The 19,155-nt window shown below is 59.6% G+C and carries 11 protein-coding genes; 6 read left to right on the top strand and 5 right to left on the bottom strand.

Annotated features, from left to right (window positions below):
* Nucleotides 1-281: 281 nt before the first annotated feature.
* The 4 genes from AC4HNJ_RS07825 (at nucleotide 282) to AC4HNJ_RS07840 (ending at nucleotide 10,421) form a co-directional block, all read left to right on the top strand.
* Nucleotides 282-2,207 (top strand): CocE/NonD family hydrolase, encoded by a 1,926-nt coding sequence (locus AC4HNJ_RS07825; protein ID WP_490478996.1) that lies wholly within the window; start codon nucleotides 282-284, stop codon nucleotides 2,205-2,207.
* A gap of 771 nt (nucleotides 2,208-2,978) precedes the next feature.
* Complete coding sequence (locus AC4HNJ_RS07830) at nucleotides 2,979-6,104, top strand: TonB-dependent receptor (protein WP_490478997.1); 3,126 nt, start codon at nucleotides 2,979-2,981, stop codon at nucleotides 6,102-6,104.
* Nucleotides 6,105-6,219: 115 nt separating this feature from the next.
* On the top strand, nucleotides 6,220-7,779 hold the full coding sequence (locus AC4HNJ_RS07835; protein WP_490478998.1) for a sulfotransferase family protein: 1,560 nt from the start codon (nucleotides 6,220-6,222) through the stop codon (nucleotides 7,777-7,779).
* 659 nt (nucleotides 7,780-8,438) lie between these two features.
* Complete coding sequence (locus AC4HNJ_RS07840; RefSeq protein ID WP_490478999.1) at nucleotides 8,439-10,421, top strand: hypothetical protein; 1,983 nt, start codon at nucleotides 8,439-8,441, stop codon at nucleotides 10,419-10,421.
* Nucleotides 10,422-10,538: 117 nt separating this feature from the next.
* Here AC4HNJ_RS07840 and AC4HNJ_RS07845 read toward each other — a convergent pair whose 3' ends face one another.
* Nucleotides 10,539-10,982, bottom strand: a complete 444-nt coding sequence (locus AC4HNJ_RS07845) for a hypothetical protein (RefSeq protein WP_490479000.1) — start codon at nucleotides 10,980-10,982, stop codon at nucleotides 10,539-10,541.
* 69 nt (nucleotides 10,983-11,051) lie between these two features.
* The gene (locus tag AC4HNJ_RS07850; protein ID WP_490479001.1) at nucleotides 11,052-13,256 is read right to left on the bottom strand and encodes a toll/interleukin-1 receptor domain-containing protein; all 2,205 of its coding nucleotides are present in this window, start codon (nucleotides 13,254-13,256) and stop codon (nucleotides 11,052-11,054) included.
* 283 nt (nucleotides 13,257-13,539) lie between these two features.
* On the opposite strand from AC4HNJ_RS07850, the gene AC4HNJ_RS07855 reads away from it, so the two are divergent.
* Nucleotides 13,540-15,219, top strand: coding sequence for a hypothetical protein (locus tag AC4HNJ_RS07855; RefSeq protein ID WP_490479002.1), 1,680 nt, complete (start codon nucleotides 13,540-13,542; stop codon nucleotides 15,217-15,219).
* Nucleotides 15,220-15,235: 16 nt separating this feature from the next.
* Here AC4HNJ_RS07855 and AC4HNJ_RS07860 read toward each other — a convergent pair whose 3' ends face one another.
* Together AC4HNJ_RS07860 and AC4HNJ_RS07865 are read right to left on the bottom strand one after the other, a co-directional pair.
* A complete protein-coding gene (locus tag AC4HNJ_RS07860) occupies nucleotides 15,236-15,919 on the bottom strand; it encodes a toll/interleukin-1 receptor domain-containing protein (protein ID WP_490479003.1) in 684 nt (227 codons plus the stop codon).
* A 3-nt stretch (nucleotides 15,920-15,922) separates the two neighbouring features.
* Nucleotides 15,923-16,786 carry a Tll0287-like domain-containing protein gene (locus AC4HNJ_RS07865; RefSeq protein WP_490479004.1) on the bottom strand — a complete coding sequence of 288 codons (864 nt, stop codon included), beginning with the start codon at nucleotides 16,784-16,786 and terminating at the stop codon, nucleotides 15,923-15,925.
* A 443-nt stretch (nucleotides 16,787-17,229) separates the two neighbouring features.
* On the opposite strand from AC4HNJ_RS07865, the gene AC4HNJ_RS07870 reads away from it, so the two are divergent.
* Nucleotides 17,230-17,871, top strand: a complete 642-nt coding sequence (locus AC4HNJ_RS07870; RefSeq protein ID WP_490479005.1) for a DUF6348 family protein — start codon at nucleotides 17,230-17,232, stop codon at nucleotides 17,869-17,871.
* Between the two features lie 50 nt (nucleotides 17,872-17,921).
* On the opposite strand, the gene AC4HNJ_RS07875 is transcribed toward AC4HNJ_RS07870, so the two are convergent.
* Entirely contained in the window at nucleotides 17,922-19,154 is a 1,233-nt protein-coding gene (locus AC4HNJ_RS07875) for an ABC transporter permease (protein ID WP_490479006.1), read from the bottom strand.
* Between the last annotated feature and the right edge of the window lies 1 nt (nucleotide 19,155).

A 19,155-nucleotide genomic window follows, 5' to 3' on the forward strand; every position in this document is an offset into this window, starting at 1 on the left:
AGCGCAAGATCTCGTGGATCATTTTCCGTGTGCGCCGCATGCCATGGTTCAACGCGGGATATCCGGCGCCTACATGAGGGGGGCTGGCGCATCGGCAATAGCGTTGCCGTGGGAAACGGGGTTTCCTGCGCTCTGCTCCGTCGACGTGCGTGACGGACACGACTGTTGGCATATCGAATAAGAACCCGGGTCATTGCAAAATCCCAGCGGCGATTTGCATGGCTGCGGGACACAGCTGTCACAGGTTGCGGATGCGACCACCATCATGAGGCACCCTGTATATGAAGACTGCTGCTTTAAGCTCGGCGTTCGTTTCGCTTGCATGCTTGCTGTCAGCCGCCGCGTTTGCGACGGCCCAGGACTCGGCGAAGATCACGCCCGACATGATCCAGACCGCATCGGACATTCCGGCGCACTGGACGCAGCCGCAAGGCAACTTCGACTACGTCCGGCGCGACGTGATGATCCCGATGCGCGATGGCGTGAAGCTGCACACGGTGATCCTGATTCCGAAGGGTGCACACGATCTGCCGATGCTGCTGGAACGCACGCCTTACAACGCCAGCGGCTTCGTCAGGGGCAATAGCCCGCATATGGCCGATGCTGTGTGGTCGGGCGACAAGGATTGGGCTGATGGCAGCTACATCCTGGTCTGGCAGGACATACGCGGCAAATACGGTTCGGAAGGCAAGTACATCATGACGCGCCCACCGGTGGGGCCGCTCAATCCGACCAAGACGGACGACACCACCGACGCCTGGGACACCATCGACTGGCTGGTGAAGAACATCAAGGCGTCGAATGGCAACGTTGGCATGATCGGCTCCTCGTACGACGGCTGGACAGTTGCCATGGCCCTGCTCCACCCGCACCCCGCGCTCAAGGCGGCGGCACCCGAAAGCCCGATGATCGACGGCTGGATGGGCGACGACTGGTACCACTACGGCGCATTGCGCGAGATCAACCTCGATTACTTCACCGAGCAGATGACCGCGAAGGGTTCGGGCGAGCCCGTTCCGCGCGAGAACTACGACGACTACACCAACTTTCTCCAAGCCGGTTCGGCCGGGGCCTATGCTGACGCCAACGGCTTCAAGCAACTGCCCTGGTGGAACCGCTTCTCCGCGCATCCGTCCTACGACGCTTTCTGGCAGCTGCAGGCGCTGGACAAATTACTCGTCCAGCATCCTTCCGATGTGCCTACGATGTGGCTGCAGGGCATGTGGGACCAGGAAGATATCTACGGCGCCGTGCATGCCTGGGAAGCCCTCGACAAGGCGGGCCATGGCGACAACAACCATCTCGTGATCGGCCCCTGGTGGCATAGCCAGATCAACCGCGCAGGCTGGAACCTGGGGCCGCTCAAGTGGCCCGGCGACACCACCGCTCAATTCCGCCAGCACGTGATGATTCCCTGGTTCAATCACTACCTGCGTGGCACGCCGTTGGCCAAGCCGCTGCCCGAGGCGATGATCTATAACCCGGTCGAGCAGCATTGGGACAGCTTCGCGAACTGGAAGCCGGCCAGCGAGCAGCCGCTCACGCCGCTCTATCTGCAAGCAAACATGGGCCTGGGCTTCGAGCAACCCGGTGCCGGTGGAGACAGCTACGTCTCCGACCCCGCCAAGCCCGTGCCGTATCTGCCGCGTCCGATCCCGGTCGACAATGAGGCCCGCTGGCGCACCTGGCTGGTCCAGGATCAGCGCTTCGTGGTGGATCGGTCCGATGTGTTGTCCTACACCACGCCGGTGCTGACCAAGACCGTGTGGGTGCAAGGTGCGCCGATCGCCGACATCTTCGCCAAGACCACCGGCACCGACGGCGACTTCGTGGTCAAACTGATCGACGTTTATCCCGGCACCGATCCCACCGACCCCAGCATGGGCGGCTACGAGCTGCCGGTGTCGCTCGATATCTTCCGGGGGCGTTATCGCAAGAGCTTTGCCAACCCATCGCCGATCCCGGCAAACGTGGTGCAGGAATACAAGTTCCGCCTGCCGACCGCGAACTACGAGTTCAAGCCTGGCCACCGCATCATGGTGCAGGTCCAGTCCACGCTGTTCCCGCTCTACGATCGCAACCCGCAGACCTATGTGCCCAATATCTTGTTCGCCAAGCCGTCCGACTATCAGAAGGCTACGGTAACCATCGAGCACGGCTCTGATGGACATAGCGCGGTGTTGTTACCGGTGGTGGCGAGCAACTAAGCAGCCCCTCCAGTTGACCCGAGGTCGCCGATAAAAACGACAAGGCCTCGTCCACATATCCGTATGGACGGGGCCTTTTGATTTCACGAACTACCTGACCTGGCACTCGTGAAAAGCCCGAAAGACACCATCGAGGTTGCCTTGGAAAGGTCGAGCTCATGCGCCCGGATGCCCATCCAGGGCGCACTTTTTTATGCATGCCAAGAAGGGTGAGCGGTAGCCCAGCCACCCTGGTTGGAAAGGACAGATGGGAGGCCTCCGATCCCCCTGAATAGGAGCGCCGAGATGATTCGAGTAGAAACCTCACTGCCAGGCAGCAGCGCCCATACCCGCCGTCGCAGGTGCAGCACGAGGTAATCCTCGGAAAAGCTTGGATCGATCTAATCTTCGTGCTGCCATGCAATATCGATTCGTCCGTCAAATGCTTGTGCATCAATGGGATATATTTAGAAATATAAATTTGAATCGATACAAATTTCTGTTGACATCGCCTTTTTACTGTCCTATTGATTGGCTCGCTCGCGACAGGAAGGACAGCGTTGTCATGAGCACTTGGGTGGACTGAAAGATCGGTATCCGGAGGAACTCCAGGGGACAGTGTGGCAAGGCGCGTATCTCGCCTGCAGCACATAGCTAGTAGTTAGTTGCGTATCGCCGAAGAGCAGTGAAGGAGAGTCCATGGCAACGGCCATGGCTCAGGGTGAGTTTGTGCCCTCAAAAAATCATGAATGCGGGCACCACAGCAAATAAGTTAAGAGGGAGGGGAGGCAAGTGAGCAAGTATCCGTTTCGTTTGAGCAGCAGCCTGCGCGCCAGCATACGCATTGGCCTGTGGGCCGCTGCCATGACCAGCACTTCGGTGTTTGCGCAGGGCATTACCGGTGGTGTGTACGGCAATTTGCCTGCAGGCAAAGACGTTGCCGCGGAAGTCATCAACCCGGCGACCGGCTACGACAGCACGGTGCGCGCCGATGCCAATGGCCATTACGCGGTCACGGGCCTGATGCCTGGTAATTACGTCGTAAAACTTTTGCAGGGCGGCAACGTTGTCGATCAACGCACCGTTGCTGTTGTCGCAGGTTCCAACAGTGCTGCGATCTTTGCGGCGTCGGCCAGCGAGAAAGTGCAGGATCTGAAGTCCATCAACGTCACGGCTTCGCAGCCGCCGGTCAATGCGATCGACGTGACGACAAGTCAGCAAATCCAGACCTGGAATGCGACCGACATCAATCGGCTGCCGCTGGTCAATGCGGACCTGCTCAATGTCGCTTCCATGCAGGCGAACGTCACCAGTATCACGAGTTCGCACGGCGCGTCGCCGCAGTTCAATGGCGCCTCGGGTACCGAGAACCGGTACTTCATCAACGAATTCAACGTGACCGACATGCAGCAGGGCGCTGCGCCGGACAAGATCCCGAACGAAGCCTTCGCCAGCATTTCCACCGTCGACGGTGGCATGGACGCCAAATACGGCAGCGCCCTGGGTGGTGTCGTGTCCGGCACGATCAAGCAGGGCTCGAATAACTTCAGGGGCGGCGTGGACCTGCAGTTCAATCCGCCCACGGGTTTTCTCAATGAAAACGGCAAGAACACCTACGACGTCAACGGCAACCTGGTCACTGCCAACCAGTTGAGTCACTGGTCACCGAGCGTTTTGCAGGACTATTGGGTGTCCGGCCCCATCATCAAGGACAAGGTGTTCTTCTACCTGCTCGGTGAAGTCCAGCCGAACAACTATGGCCAAGGCGTGCAAGGAAGCAATCCGACCACGACCTATGACGGCCAGTACCAGACCCTCAACGAAAACCGGAACAAGCAGCTGCTCGGCAATTTCACCTGGAATATCGCGCCGGGCCACACGCTCAACGTTTTCTTTGATCGCCAGCTCAATAACCAGACGTACTCCCAATATCCCTTGTCGACGCCGTACGATCCGTCCAGCGCGGCATCCGCACTGCAAAATTGGAATGGCAATGCATGGCGCGACCGCATGTTGGTCGCCAACTACCACGGCCAGATTACCGACAATTTCTCGGTATCCGCGATGGCCGGCACCTCGCAGCAGGATTTCTCCCAGTATCCGCAGTACGGAATAAACGTGCCCTACGTGCAGGTAGCGGATCCGGACAACCAGAACAACACCAAGACCGTGTCGAACGGCGCGAGCAGTCTGTATTCCTTGCGCTACCGCATGATGGGCGCGCGTCTCGACTTCACCTGGGATGTCACCGACAACCACGAAATCACCTTTGGTGGCGAGGAATACAGCCCCACCATGGCGCAGTCCAATATCCCTAACCCGAACACGTGGACTTATGACCGTTGCAGTACGGCACTCGGACCGAACCAACCTTGCCCCATCAACGGCCAGACCATCAATCCGCTGACCGGTAAGCCATTTGCGCCGGGAACGTCGTACGTCGTGCAGTCTTACGCTCCGCGTATTTTCTACAACAGTTCACCGACCTACGGCTTCTATCTGGCCGACAGCTGGCACTTTGCCGACAACTGGACGGCGTATATCGGCGGGCGTTACGACAATTACGCCATGACCGACAACATCAACGTCAAGATGTACAGCAAGGGCAACGCCACGCCACGGCTTGGCATAGCGTGGGACGTCCACGGCGATTCAAGCCTGAAAATCGGTGCGACGGCGGGCGAGTACACCGAGGGCATACCGCTTTACTTCAATGCCTACGGTGGTACGCCGGGCCAGGGCTACATCAGTACCAAAACCACGTATCTGTATTCCGGGACGGGCGCCGGTTCCGTTCCGACCGGCTTGACGCAGGTGGGTGCTGTCCAGGGTGCTGCTGGTCAGGGTCTGCACTATCTTACGCCTAGTCAATTCATTTCGAGCTCGGCGCAAAATGCAAAGCTGAAACAATTCGAGGTCTACGCGCAGCAAAAACTCGGGAACAACTGGGTCGCCGGTGCCTCGCTGTTTACCAGCGAGCTGACGGGGTTGCCGAATATTGACAGCAATACGGAACAGATGAAGGCTTATCTCAAGAGCAAGGGTTATCCCAATGCCGTGTTGCTGGGCCAATACCTGATCACACCGGGCAAGGACATCACCATTCCCGTGCAATTGAATGGTGCGAACAGCCCGCTCACGCCGTTTACGTTCCCGAATAGCTATATCGGCTACGCCTCGCTGAAGCGCAGGATCTATCAGCTGAGCTTGACGATGGACCATGCCTACACCGAAGACGAGCCCTATTACCTCAGCGCGTCTTACACATGGCGTCATGAATTCGGCAACACCGACGGCACGACCAGCTATGCCGCCACCCAGGGGCCGCAGGGCGTCGCCAATACCGGCGCAACCGCTTACGACAGCCAGTTGTCGGCGCCGGGCTTCTTGCAGGGAGCCAGCGGCAATCTGGCCGACGATATCCCGTCCACCTTGAAGGTATTCGGCTATTACAAGTTCATCCACGCGAACAACCTGCTGAAGGGCCTGCGTGTGGGCGGTGCCTTTACCTACTACGCAGGCGGTCCCGTCAATTGCCTTTCTACCTATCCCGCAAATGGAAGCCTGGCGATCGGCAGCAACCAGACGAGCAACAACGGTGCCTACTACTGCAATACGTTGCAGAACGCGTTGGCTGGCAATCCGGTGTCGTCCAGCATCATCTACACGCGAGGTAGCTACGCTCGTCTGCCGTCCACCAAGCAAGTGGACCTGGATATTGGTTACGACTGGGCTATCGGTAAAAATGCCTTCTCGGTGGACCTGAAGGTGTTGAACATCTTCAACAGCCAGACCGTGACGTCGTACATCGACCAGATGACCAATGGCAACGGACAGTTCAACGTCAATTTCATGCAACCGGATACATTCCAGCTGGGACGTGCCGGGCAGTTGGTGTTCCGCTGGCAGTACAACTAATCGCTTGAGGTTGTAGACAGGCTGACATCGATGCCTCCATGTTCCAGGAACATGGGGGCATCTTTGTTTGGCCCGATGACTATGGCGATCAAGTGCAGTGTGTTCGGAGAGGCATGTGAATCCCTTATTGCAAGGCCTGGATCCGGTTGCGGTGAACCGCGTGATCGCCACAGGGCAGGCATTGGAAATGAATCGCCCCGATCAGGCGGCGCCCCAGTTGGCGCCGGTGCTGGCCAGTTATCCCGATCATCCGGAAGTTTTGCGCCTGCATGCGAGCTTGCTGAGCCTGCGCGGCGAACACCGGGCGGCCTTGCGCGACATGCATCGCGCGCTGGAGCAACGGCCGCAAGAGGCGCTGTATCACAATGCGTTTGCCATCTTCCTGGCGGAGGCGGGTGAACTTGATCAGGCGATCGACTTTTTACGCCGCGCCTGCGAGCTTCAACCAGGTTTTGTCATGGCCTGGTACAACCTCGGCCTGTTCCTGACGCGCAGCGCGCGCTTCGACGAAGCGCGGACTGCGTTGCGGCATGCAGTCACCTTGGCGCCCGACTACGCCGCCGCACGCGCGCAACTCGCCGATTTATTGCGCATGGATAATTTTCGCGATGAAGCGATCGCCGAATATCGAACGTTGCTGGCCGAACAGCCATGGGCCGGCATGGCATGGTGGGGCTTGGCGGAAATCAAGACACTGCGCCTGGGCCCGGCCGACAGCGACGCCATCCAGCGCGCGCTCACGCATCCGCAGGCTGCCGAGGGCGATCGCGTGGCGATGGGTTTCGCCCTGGCCAAAGCATGGGACGATCAAGGCCGTTATGCCGAATCGATGCAGGCCTTGATGACGGCTAACGACATCGCGCGAAAGCATCGCACATGGAATGCGCCAGCTTTTGCGGCGACGATCAAGGCGATCAATGCTGCCGTTTGCACGACCCATGCCGGGCACGACCTTGGCTCGGATGTGATTTTCATCGTAGGCATGCCGCGTTCGGGATCGACGCTGGTCGAACAAATTCTCGCCACGCACTCTCGCGTCGAAGGCGCCGCCGAACTTAGCGATCTACCCTTGGTGATTGCCGAAGAATCGAACCGGCGCAAAAAAGCGTATCCCGGATGGTTGGCGGATATGAGTGCGGAGGATTGGCGTCGATTGGGGCAGCGCTATCTGCAGCGAACAGCGCGCTGGCGCAAGCAGCGTCCGATATTTACTGACAAATTGCCGAACAACTGGATGCACATCGGCATGATTCGCGCGATGTTGCCAGGTGCGCGCATCGTTATCAGTCGCCGCGACGCACTCGAAACCTGTTTCTCGTGCTACCGGCAGTACTTTCCCGGTAACGACTATACGCGCGCCTTTCCCGACTTGGCTGCGTATTGGCATAGCTTCGATGCGACGGCGCGTCATTGGGCGCAGAAAGAACCGGCACACGTTTACCCGCACGTGTACGAAGCGCTGCTCCACGACCCCGAACATCACATTCGCATGTTGCTTGAATTTTGCGGCTTGCCCTTCGAAGAAGCATGCTTGCGTTTCCATGAAACACGGCGCGTGGTCGGCACACCGAGCGCCATGCAAGTGCGACAGCCATTGCGGACCGATACGGCGCGCGCACCACGCTATGGTGCTTTGCTGAATCCGTTGCGCGAGGCACTCGGACTTCCGTTCTAGTTTTTAAACGGATGAAGGGGCGATTTTTGCGAGCGCAGCATTCTATAAACACATGATGGCGCTGGACTGATTTAACGGCTTTGCTGTCGTGCCGCAATGCGTTGACAAAAATTTCATCTACATCAACAAGATGCATTTAGAATTTCTAAATTAGATCGATGCAAATTTTTATTGACATTACCTTTTTACTGCCCTATTGATTACGCGCACTCGTGATTTTTGTCTAACGTTGTCACGGGAATTTGGATCGATTAAAGCAGCAGTGTCCGAAGGCTTCGAACGTGGCGCCGTGAGGGGGTTATCCACCTGCAGTACGCGCCAGCGATTGGGTCAGTTTGCGCATTTCTGAAAAGCAGGATCGAGGGGCATGGCACAGCCATGGCTCAGGGCGAGTTTGTGCCCTTCAAAACAGCTGAAGGGGAGCGGGGCAGGTGTACAGCAAGAGCGTGCTGTCCGCGGCAATGGCCGCGGCATCGATGATGAGTGGTTTGCATTTCCAGTTTTGAATCGAAGCGTGCGGCGACGAGCCTCTTAGCCGCAGCACCCTTCGTAGCCTTGTCTTTCAGCAGCGCCGAATGCCGGTGGCTACGCAGTTTGATTTTGTGAGCGTCCATGGCAGCCAGCGCGTATCCATTCCATTTACTTTGGAGAGCGTACCCATGAAGCATAGGAAGGATCGGTACTCGCGGTTGCGTCGCACCTCGACGCTAATGTTTCTCGTATCAGCGCTCGCATGCGCAGGTGGAAGTGCCTACGCCCAGACCACGGGCTATACCGGTATTTTCGGCGGTGGGCCGTTATACAAGCATGTGGCGAGCAATATCTCGGAAATCGAAAACTCCGGCTTTACCGAAGTGGTGGTGTGGAGTGTTGAAGTCAATTCGGCCGGCGATCTGAATTTCAATGGCGAATTTCCGCTCACCTCAGGCGGCACCTACGTGGGCAATAACACATGGCCTTCGTTTGCAGCGGACCTTGTCACCATGAAACAAGGCACGCCCAAGCGCATTACCTTCAGCATCGGTTCGTCGAACGTAGGTGATTGGCAAGACATCAAGGCACTCGTCAACGCGCAAGGAACCGGTCCAAGCAGCATTCTCTACAAGGATTTCCAGGCCCTCAAGGCGGCGCTCCCATCGGTCGACGCCATCGATTTCGACGACGAGAACAGCTACGACTCTGCATCGACCGTGGCCTTCGCCGTGATGCTCGGCAGCCTTGGTTACCACGTGGAAGTGGATCCGTATACCAACGCTTCCTATTGGACGTCCGTGGTCTCGCAGATCAATAGCCAAAGCCCCGGCACGGTCGACGGCGTGCATCTGCAGACCTACGCCGGCGGCTCGGGCAACAGCCCTTGCTCAGGATGGAATTTCGGCAGCGTGCCGGTTTATCCCGGCGTGTGGGATAGCGACGACACGCCTCCGCAAGCCCAGAGCGCGATGAGCAGTTGGCATTCTCAATGCGGCATCACTGGCGGTTTCCTGTGGTTGTACGACGACATCGTCGGCAAGACGTACAACGGCCAGAACGAAACGGCCGCCTATGCCAGTGCCATCAACAACGGCGTCGGAGGAAGCGCGACGACTACCGGCGTATATGGCATCTACAGCGATGGAACCGCGTTCACCACCGGCGGCCTGGACGGCAACGGCTACGCCTACTCGGCCAATTTGCTGGGCAACTCGAAGAGCTGGAATGGCGATACCTTCAGTTTCGGCGCTGCCAATACCGCCAATGCCCTGAGCGGCGGCACGATCACCCTGAGCCAAGGTCAGTACAGCGAACTCAGCATGCTGGCGACCGGCCTCAATGGCAGCCAGGCGGCGCAGACGTTCATGGTCAACTACACCGACGGCACCAGCACCGTCATCAACCAAAGCATGAGCGACTGGTTCAGTCCGCAAAATTATCCGGGCGAGTCGGAAGCCGTCACCATGGCTTATCGCGATACCAGCACCGGCGGTACGGATAACCGTACGTTCTATTTGTACGGCTACGCGTTCCCGATCGACAGCACCAAGACCGTCAAGAACGTGGTGTTGCCGAACAATCGCAACGTGGCGGTCTTGTCGTATGCGTTGAGCAACCCGACGGTAACCGCCGTGCCCGTCAGTCTCGCATCGGCGTTCAATCGCACCGGCATCTACAACGACGGCGCCACGTTCTCGTCGACCGGTGGCGTGGACGATGTGGGCGATGCGTACTCCGCGCAGTTGCTGGGCTCGTCGCTGGAATTCAACGACGTGCTGTACCGCTTCGGCAGCGCCAACGCCGCCAATGACATCAGTGCGGCAGGCCAGACGATCACCTTGCCATCGGGCCAGTTCTCCGGCCTGCAATTCCTGGGTGCCGCGATGAATGGCAGCCAGACCGCGCAGACCTTCACCGTCACCTACACCGATGGCAGCACGTCGACCTTTACCCAAAGCATCAGCGACTGGTTCAGCCCGCAGAGCTATGCGGGTGAATTGCAGGCCGCCACCTTGCCTTACAGGGATACCTACAGCGGCGGGCGCGATAGCCGCACGTTCTATCTCTACAACTACAAATTCAACTTGAACAACACCAAGACCGTTCAGAGTATCCAGCTGCCGAACAATGCCAATGTGCAGATCATGGCCATGACGCTGTTGCAGTAGTTTGACGTCGTGTGCGGGAAGCCACTGGGTGGCTTCCCGTGCATGATGCTTTCGATGAAATGACGGTAAGTTCGGTCTCCTGTTGCTACAGCAGGCCCCAGGCCATCGTGATCCATGTCAGGTGTTCTTGATGGTCGGGTTGGGGCTGGCCATTGCCGCGCCGCAGCTAAATGTCAGGGGGACGCCATAGACCTTGTCGCCAAAGCGCGCGAATAGCTGGTAGTGCCAGATGCCTTCGCTGCCTTTATCGCGGTGATGGTTTTGCATGCGGATGGTTTTGCCGAGATGGTGAAGGTGGCGGAAGACTTTTTCGGCAGGGTGCCGGACCAGCCACGCGAAGCCTGGGTTTTGCGGATCATCCAGTGCACAGAATTCACCGCCGCTTGCGTTTCCCGAGAGCGTCCAACTGATGGTGTGGGGTTCGCTGTCGGTGGAAATCTTTTCGAACAAGCTGTGGTGATGTCCACCGTTGATGACCAGTAGATTGCTTTCCCATCCGTCACCTGGGTCGCGGTAAAGCTCTACGTGCATGTCGATGTGTTGGGGTTTGGTGTGTTTCATGGAGAGCTCCCGTGTCTGACAGATAGGGGTTCCTATCCAGGTGTGCTTCCACGCTTCCGACCGTTCCCGTCAGTCTGAAGCGTGATCTGCTTGGTTCTGCGCCAGCATGCGCTTCTGGATATCCGCGTTGACGGGATACATCCAGTGCCCGTGACGCATGACGGCCAGCCACTCCGCGTCGCGATAGCCGCTGTTCCAGAGCTGCTTCATCACGGGTTGCGCCTTTGCGGTGTCACCCAGTGCCAAAAGCGCCTGCGCCTCCATGGACAGCAACCGGGGATCGCCCTGGCCGCTGGGCTGTTGCTGCGCGATCGACACCACGCTCAAACGCCATTGCCTGGCCGCATCCGCATCGGTGCTCGTAGCAGCCAGCAAGAGTCGAGCCGCCATGTTTGCCAGGACGACAGATCGCTCATGCGGCTGCTTGGCCAGCAATGGCCTGAGGGCGTCCGTTGCGCTCAGTGCCTGCGCGCGCGCGTCTTGCATGCGTCCTGACGCTAGCGACTCCGCCGACTGCTCCGTCAGTATTTCGCCATCGAGCCGCTGAATTTCCGCATCCATGGGGCTTTGCCGCACCAGCGTATGAACGATGGCGAGCGACTGCGCCGTAAGCGTTTTTGCTGCATCAAGGTCGCCATGGATGCGCCGGAGTCGTGCCAGCTGGGCGGCATAGCGGGCGAGGTCTTGTTGGAAATCATGGTTGCCGGGGTTGTTGCTGACGAGTTCTTTCGCCGTGTCCACAGCCTGCTGCATGCGGCGGATGCCAGCCTCATCTGCACCAGCCAGGGCAAGCGTTCGCCCGAGAATGGCTTCAACGGTGAGCATCGCCTCGCGCTGGCTGATGTCTTCGGGATGCTGGGCCGCCAGTGCCGATTCGATCGCATCGTCGGATCTGTACTCGGCCAGCGCGTTCAGCAGATTGCCGCGAAGCAGGGCCAGCTTGCCCAGGTTGTTGTGCGCGCCTCCCAATTCAGAGGCCCAGTCAGTGCGCTCCGGCTGCGCCGCGACCAGCTTTGCTGACAAAACCAAAGCACTTGTATAAGGACCACGCGCTGCATCGAGTTGGCCGCGTGCTTCCAATACGTGGCCGATATCGTTGTCGACCATTTCAAGCTCGAACTCCCATTCGAGATTCTGGTGCGCAAACGATTCGGCGCTCAGCAAAACGCCTCGCGCTTTTTCAAAAGCTTCCTGCGCCGGATCGAGCTGGCCTTCGTACCAGTGGGCGAGGCCGACGAACGCCAGTATGCGTGCCCACTGCAACTGCCGCGCCACATCGTGCGGCGCTTTGATTGCCAAGGACGAAGCAAGCGTTGATGCTGCTTCGAACGAGGCGACCGCCTCGGCAAGATGTCCTTGCTCCTGGCGTACCGATCCGATCTTTTCCAATACCTTCGCGCGTTGTGCGAGCACTTGGTCCGTGACGTCGGACGTTGGCATCGACGCAAAGTACGTCATGGCTTTGTTGTCGACGTCTTCCAGGATGTCCAGCCGCTCGGCCTGGTGCAGTTTGTCATTGAGGTCGCCAAGCATGAAGTCGACCAAATCCTCCGACTGCCGTTGGCGGCGCTCGGCATCGGCACGCGCTACCTCCGCGGCACGGCGTGCGTGCATGGCCACGAGCGCAAGGGAGGCGGTAACGAAGGCGATCAGCAAGGCCATCGCTGTGATCACAGTCAGTCGTCGATTGCGCCGCTGAAGTTCTCGCTGCTTCAAGCTATCGAAACTGATGTCGAGCATGCCGGCAATCAATTTCAGCTTGGCGTTGCGCCGGCCATCTTTGCCGGCCCTGGCGTCCGCGGCGATAGGTTCCGCCGATACATCCGTCAATCTTCCTTGCGCATCGAGTTCGGAACGCAACGCAGGAGCAAAACACGCTTGCTGCGGCACATCCGTCGCCGGTTCGCCGTCGACGATCAGACAGAAAATATGATCGCCACGCCCAAGCCGCTTGTACGCAAGCACTTCTTCCTGCACCCATTTGGATGCGGCCGAAAACGGCGAGCAGATGACAATCAGATTGGCCGATTGGGCGAGCGCTTCGCGTACCTTGGCGCCCAAATTGGTAGCGCTGGCCAGTTCATCGCGATCGCGAAAGATGGGAGTGAGCCGGCGCGGCGTGATGCCGGCTTTCGTCGGTTTACCGACCAGGCGCGACGGCACGCGATAGGTCTCGAGCGTCCGATGCAGCCACGCAGCCCAGGGCGCATCCCGGTGGCTATAGCTGATGAAGGCGCGATACCGATAATCCGGCGCTGCCAGCGGCTGCCTCATGATGCCTCGCACTCCAAGAAAAGGCTGAGCCTTCCTGGCCGTGAACATCTCGGGAGATCGGGGGCGGCCGTGGTGGCAACCGAAGCTCCGCGACCGCCTGAGCCTAGCACCAAAATGTGATATACATCACATTTTGGTGCTAGGCTGGCCCCCGAATCCCGCCCGGAAGCCGCCGCGGGGAAAGGGAGCGGGCCGGCTCACACGGAATGCCGAGCACAAGGCGGGCAGGGGGCGACACGGCGTTTCCAAGGCGTTTTCGATCCTGCCTTGCGCAGAGGTTGCCATGACACCTTTGGTGATCGGCGTTACGAGTCATCGCAATATCGACGCATCGGAAGTCGAGCCGATCCGCGCATGTGTTCGCGCGCTTTTGGCGCGGCTCAAAAGCGAGTTTCCTTCCTTGCCGCTCGTGGCGCTCTCGTCGTTGGCGGAGGGCGGGGATCAACTGTTCGCATCCGAAGCATTAGCGGCTGGCGCCCGCCTCATCGTGCCTCTTCCTCTGCCACGGGACATGTACGTCGAAGACTTCGCCGACCCTTCGGTTCGCACGCAGTTCGAAGCGTTGCTACAGCAGGCCGAAGTGATCCGGCTGCCGATGTTGAGGAGTCAATCGCGCGAGGAGCTTCACATGCATGGCGAAGCGCGAAACCGCCAATATGCGAAGGCAGGCGTTTTCATCGCCAGCCATGCCCATATCCTCGTCGCGATCTGGGACGGGAAAGATTCCGGCCGACTTGGTGGCACCGGGCAGATCGTCAAGTACTACCTGCACGGTTCCTTGCCCGGCATCAGCGAACATTCCCGCCAGGCGCGGCATGTTCTTAGTGGTGGCGACGAACATCTGCTCTATCACATCGTTTGCTCGCGCGAGGGAGAGAACGGGGTGGTAGCCGAGGGGCTGGCTCCCTTGCAAACGTTCTGGCGCACGGGCGACGCCGTATCGGCGGATGGCGACATGCCGCAAGAGTTCGCGCTGATGATCCACCACATGGTCGAATTCAATGACGATTGCGCCAAGTACGCCGCCGAGATCGATGCGGCGAATACGTCAGCGACTTCAGGCAGGGAGGCGGCCAACACCGTCGACCATCTGTTTCGATCTGCCGACTGGCTGGCCCTTCACTTCCAGAAGCGAGTGCTGCTCGCACTGCGCATCACCTTCACGCTGGCTGCGCTCATGGGCATTGCCTTTACGTTCTACGCCCATCTCGCGCAGGAGGACAACATCATCTATTTTTTCCTGCTGTTGTTTGCCGGCGGCGGCCTTGTCGCGGCGCTGGCCCGCCGCCGCGAATGGCATCGCAAATACCTCGACTATCGCGCACTGGCCGAAGGCTTGCGCATCCAGCTTTACTGGCGACGCGCGGGCATCTTGAAAGACACCGATCACGAATTCGCCCACGATAACTTTCTGCAAAAGCAAAACATCGAGCTGGGTTGGATTCGCAATGTGATGCGAGCGGTGGGCCTGCAGCCGCACAAGAAGCTGGAACCCGATGCCCTTGCTCGCGTCATTGGCGAATGGGTCGGCGAATCGGGTCGATCAGGTCAACTCCATTACTTCGAGTGCAAGACCGCCGAGAGTGCAGGCCTGCATCACCTTACGGAAATCATAGGGGCAATCAGTCTCTGGGTAGGCATTGGCATCAGCGTGTTCCTGGCGATCTTCGCGCTCAAGCTTCCCGAATCCACCAAGACGACCCTGGTGATGATCATGGCCGTCTTTTCCATCGTCGCTGCGGTACGCGAAGCCTATGCCTATCGCAAAGCCGATAAGGAACTGATCCGGCAATACCGCTTCATGCAGCGCATCTTCAGCGGCGCGCGAGCGGCACTCGACCGCACGAACGATCCGGCGGAAAAGCGCAGCATTCTCCGTGCGCTGGGCGATGCGGCGCTGACCGAACATGCGGAATGGACGCTCATGCGCCGGGAGCGCCAGGTCGAGCACAGCAAGTTCTAATCGCTTCGCTTGCGTACTAAGTGTGCTTGCCGATCCGCCAGCAGGCTTGAAGGAAGCTCCGTCGGTCCTGCTCGCCGTCAATTTCCGATGCGAGGCGTCGTGCAAGGGCGTCCAGGTCGCCGCCGCCCTGCGCGGCGCGACGTACCAGATGGCCGGCCACGGGTCCGATATGCCTTGCGAGTTCTACCTCCAGCAGGCGCAAGTGCGCCGCATCGATGGTTCCGGCCGGATGGCTTGTCTCGGCTGGCTCGGTACTACGCGATGGTGGATGTTCGGCGAGGTGATCGTGAGCAGCGTGCGTGCCGAGGACTGTCTCAAGGTAATCGCACAGACGGTCGATGTGCGGTTCGAGCGGCGGTGGGAACGCGTCCATCCAGTGTTGTGCGCTGAGGAAATACTCCAGGCTTTTCGATGGCAGCACATCCTCGATCCGAAACGGAAGGATCGGCAACTGTTTGTGCACGGCCCGTTCCACCTCGCGCCGCACCTGGCTGGAGTCGTTGCTGTTGCCGGAAAAAACCAGAACCATCAGCCGTGCGCTGGAAATGGCATCGATGATTGCGGCGGCCCAGTCGGACGCTGGAGAGACATCCCGCGGCGCGATCCATGGACGCATGCCGCGCGCTTCCAGTCGCTGCACGAGCGCGAACGCCGCATCCCGATCCGGCTGCGAATAACTGACGAAGAAGTCGTGTGCCATGGATCAGCCACCCAGCATCCGCAGCGCCTTGTCCAAGCTCTTGCGCATGCGGTTAAAGGCCGCTGCCAAGGCCGCCAGTTCCGTTCCGCCGCCGCGCGGAAATTCCGCGGCGGCCGTATTGCCGAGGCTCACCTGATCAGCGATTCGCGCGATCCGGCGCACCGGACGGATGACCAGCACATAGAGCGACACGTTGATAATCAGCATGACGCTGAGCAGCAATGCCGCGATGGCCGTCAGCAAGTGGCGACGAACGCGCGCGGCGCTCGATTCGGCACTGGCGAATGGCACCGAGACGATTTGCGCGCCGACAATCTCGTTGGGTTGCCAGCCAAATCCGTTGTCGCTGCCATAGCGTGCGAGCATCGTTGCAGGTGCTGCCGAAGGCACGCTGTGACAACCCAGGCAGCCCGCATCGACGCGGATCGGACGCGCCAGGTAAAGGCTTCTGCCCATCGGCGTGTCGCGTATTCCACTTACTTCCCTGGTGCTGCTGTCGTTGCGGAAGCGTTGCACGATGTCGGCCTCCCAGTCCGTCGCGCGGTCGCGTGGATTGGTCGGGTTGAGCGTAGCTTCCTTGTAGGAATAGTCAGGATGTTCTTTGTGCAGCGTCAGGAAATTCTGCGTCGCGGCATAGAACGGCACGCTCTGCGGGCGGAATGCGCTGACCATCTTGTCGTCGAGCAGCGGCCCGATTTCGGTCTCTGTGTAGGCGCGGATCGCTGCCGCGCTATCCATCATCAAACCAGCCTGGGCAAGCACCTCACGCGTTGCGTTTTCCTGCAGTGCCGATGTCACAACCAGGGAGATCGCGAGCATGCCGAGCGCGAAGGCGACAAGCAGTATCAGGTTGATCCGAAGCAGCACGCTCGGCTCCCATGCCGGCGCACAGGTTCACGACCCGATCCCGGCGGTGTTCTTGCCTGTTGGAACGTTGGTGGCTTTCCTGGAACCGCACCATTCATGTCACCTCGGGAAATCATGACACAAAGCGCCAGACCGGGAATCCGCCTGGTTTTCGCACGGCTTTTCCCGCCAAAGCCAAAGGCTGTCGCGAGGGAGGGTGGGGTGCTCGGTGTGTCGGGGTCCTTGGTTGCGGGATGGATAGGGATCCCGCGTAAAGCCCGGCTGGCGCGTGTCGAGGCGGGTCGTCAGCGGCTCGGCATTCGCGGCATGGGTGCAGGTGCTTTCCTCCTTCGCTCTGGCGACAGCCATGGCCATGAAAAACGCAATATGAAACGGCACGCGATGTCAGCAGGCGGCCATGTATTTATGCGACGCTGTTGCCGCTTAAAACCAGGAGTGACCCGATGAACGACAACACCGTGCAAACCCATCTGCTTCGCCTGTTCCAGCGCCACGATGTGGAGCTGGAATTGGATGAAGAGTGGCTGATGACGGATGGCGATTTTCCCGCCGTGCGCGGCAGTTGGCATGAGGGTGCGGAAGGTGCGCCGGGTCGGTTGGATGTGGATGTCGTCATCAGCGAAGAGCGCTGCATCGAAGAAAGCTTTGCCGGCCATGGAGACGGTGATGCCGGCGTGCGCGACGCCCTGAAGGCGTTCGAACGCCATGTCCTGCATGTGCTATTGGCCGCGTGCTGGTACGTCACCGATGATCGCCGCATTCAACTGCAAAGCTGGGATCTGGGCATACGCAGTTGGGATGTATTTGTCAGCCCGCTTGCCTTCAGCCGTGACGATGTCGCTGCACCCGAAGGCTGGCTGTCCGGCCTGCACGATGCCCTGCGCCATGAATCCTTGAGTGGTGAATTGCACTGGGTGCGTTTGTTCTATCGTCGCGCCGACGATGGTTCAGTGATGGCCGAAGCATTGTTGGACAACCAGCCATGGCCCGGTGGCGATCGCCTGCTGAACCAATTGACGTGGCCGTCAACCGAGCAAGGCTACAGCGCGCGTTGCTTCGTAGCGCTGGATATTCGGGATTACTGACATCGCTCATCGGCATGGCGCCGTGCATGCTGAAAAAGCAAGAGAACCCTTCATGCGCTTCGCGTCGCCACCACCGGCGGCACCGCCGCCGCGCGCAGCGCCGGTGCCAGCACCGCGAGCTGGCCGATCAACCACAGGGCCATCGCGCCGATCGGAAAATAAATCACCGGCAGCCGCGGCAATTCGTAATGCAGCATCAGGAACAGGTTGATGCCGTAGGCCAGCAGCATGCCCAGCACAATGCCGATCGTCGCCAGCACGAAGTTCTCGGTCTGGAAGTAGCGCAGGATGTCGGCACGCGTGGCGCCCAGTGCACGGCGCACGCCGATGGTGCGACGGCGCTGTCCCACCCAGAAACTGGCCAGTCCCGCGATACCCAGCGCGGTAATGAGGAGCAACGCCACGATCACGCCCACCAGCATGCCTGCCATGGCGCGGTCGTTCTCGAAGAACCCGCGGCGTATTGCATCATAGGTCCGCTGCTCCAGCACGATGCGACGGGGGTCGAGGCGCTTGAGTGCAGCCAGCGCGGATTTCAGCACCTGCTCGCGATCCTTCGCGGCGGTGCGGATCACATAGCTTCCGCCTTCCGTCGCAGTCAGGCGTATCGGATAGGCGATGCTGTACTGGGCACCCATCTGCAGCGCATCGGGCCGCGCCAGTGGGGCGCTCACACCGATCACCTGCAACGGGATGTCGTTGCCAACGTAGATCGTCTTGCCCAGCGCATTCTGGCCTGGCCACAGTCGCGCGGCGACGGCCTGGTCGACGATCACGGTATGCGGCAGGTGTTTCATATCGTCGCCATGCAGCGCAGGCATGACGGTTTTCAGATCGAGCAGCTCATCGGGCTGAAAATCGCGCCCCGACATCAGTCGTACGCCCAGCGTCGCTAGCAGGTTCTGTCCGTAGTAGCTCGCCACCTCCAGCGAGTTCTGCCGCTGGTGGGCATGCAGTTTGAGGCCGCTGTTGGACATGGCGTAGCCACTGAGTGGCAGCTGGTTTACCAGGGCCACCGCCTGCACGCCGGCGATCTGCCGCAAGGTCGCGAGATCGGTTTGCGCCTGCGCGTAGGCATCCGGTCGATCGCCGATGTACGCAAACTTGATCTGCAGCAGATCGTGTTCGGCAATGCCGCTGGGAATATCCATCCGCTGCAGGCGTTGATGAATCAAAAACACCGCGTTGCACACGATGGCGCAGCTCAGTGAAATCTCCAGGATCAACAGCCATGCGGTGATCTTGTGTCGGCGCAGGGTGGAGAGAACCGGTCGTATATCCATA

The organism is Dyella sp. SYSU CM1112 (assembly GCF_058216415.1).